Annotated in this window: 1 protein-coding gene and 1 pseudogene; both read right to left on the bottom strand. The window is 68.8% G+C overall.

What is annotated here, in order from left to right; translation table 11 throughout:
- Nucleotides 1–53: 53 nt before the first annotated feature.
- The gene (locus AC13HU_RS37590) at nt 54–812 is read right to left on the bottom strand and encodes a bestrophin-like domain (RefSeq protein WP_483046492.1); all 759 of its coding nucleotides are present in this window, start codon (nt 810–812) and stop codon (nt 54–56) included.
- Between the two features lie 21 nt (nt 813–833).
- Nucleotides 834–1,040 (bottom strand): annotated as a pseudogene (locus AC13HU_RS37585) (metallophosphoesterase); the annotation flags it as partial.

The following is a 1,040-nucleotide window of genomic DNA, read 5'->3' as shown; positions in this document are numbered from 1 at the left end:
CCGGTGGGGGAACCGCCCTCTTTCACGTCACGCCACGGCGTTCTTGCCGCCGCTCACTGCCGGAGCACGATCTCCCGGAAGACGCTCGCGCTGACCGACAGGCCGTCGCCGAACGGCGCGTCCATGTCCCAGATCAGGAAGAGCAGGAACGCGATGAGCGCACTGAACAGTCCGGCAAGGAGCAACTCCCTTCCGGAGCGCCGGATCTGGAGCGTGAAGATCAGCCCGACCGTCACCAGCGCGCCGGTGATCAGGCCGAACCACACCATCCCCGGCATCGTGGACCCGAGGTTCTGCCCGCGGGTCGTCCTGGCCTGATCCGCGGCGGTGACCTGGTCCAACAGCGGCTGGTACGCCTGCTGGCCGAGGTCGCTCTTCGGGTCGTACTGCGTGACGTCGGTGCGCACCTTGTTCATCAACTGCGTTGCCCTGGACGACAGTTCGTCATGACTGCGCATGTACGGCCACTCCTTGTCGGCCACGTAGGAGGCGTACGCGTCCACGTCCGCGCGCACCTGGTCCCGTACGCCGGCCGGGTAGACCTGCACCCGGGCCTTGATCTCGTGCAGGGACTGCGCCTCGGCGAGTACGTCCGCCTGCGCGCTACCGCGGCCCTCCCACACGCCCGCGATGGCCAGGCCGAGCACGATCGCGTAGACCACGCCGATCATCATGACCATGTACTCGATGACGTCCGGGGTCTCGGACGGGTCGTCGTCGACGGTGATCCTGCGCTGCCTGAGCACCACGACGCTGATCACCACGGCGCACACCGCGGCCATCGCGATGACCAGCACCAACCACTGTGACATGGGTGAACTCCCCCTCTTTCGCTAGCGGTTCCGGCGGTAGGTGTTGGAGCCCGGCCGCAGTACGGCCACGGCGAGCAGGGCGGGCACGGTGGTGAGCAGCATCGTCTCCATCACGGTCCGGGTGTGCCGCGTCGGCTTGCGCACGGCCTGGGGTGCGGGGGTCGGCCACGCCGCGGGCTGCGGCGGTGCGGCGGCGGGACTCGGGGTGGATTTCGAGGTGGGGGTGGG

The organism is Streptomyces sp. NH27, from assembly GCF_056859195.1.
This window is presented reverse-complemented; position numbering and strand designations above follow the sequence as displayed.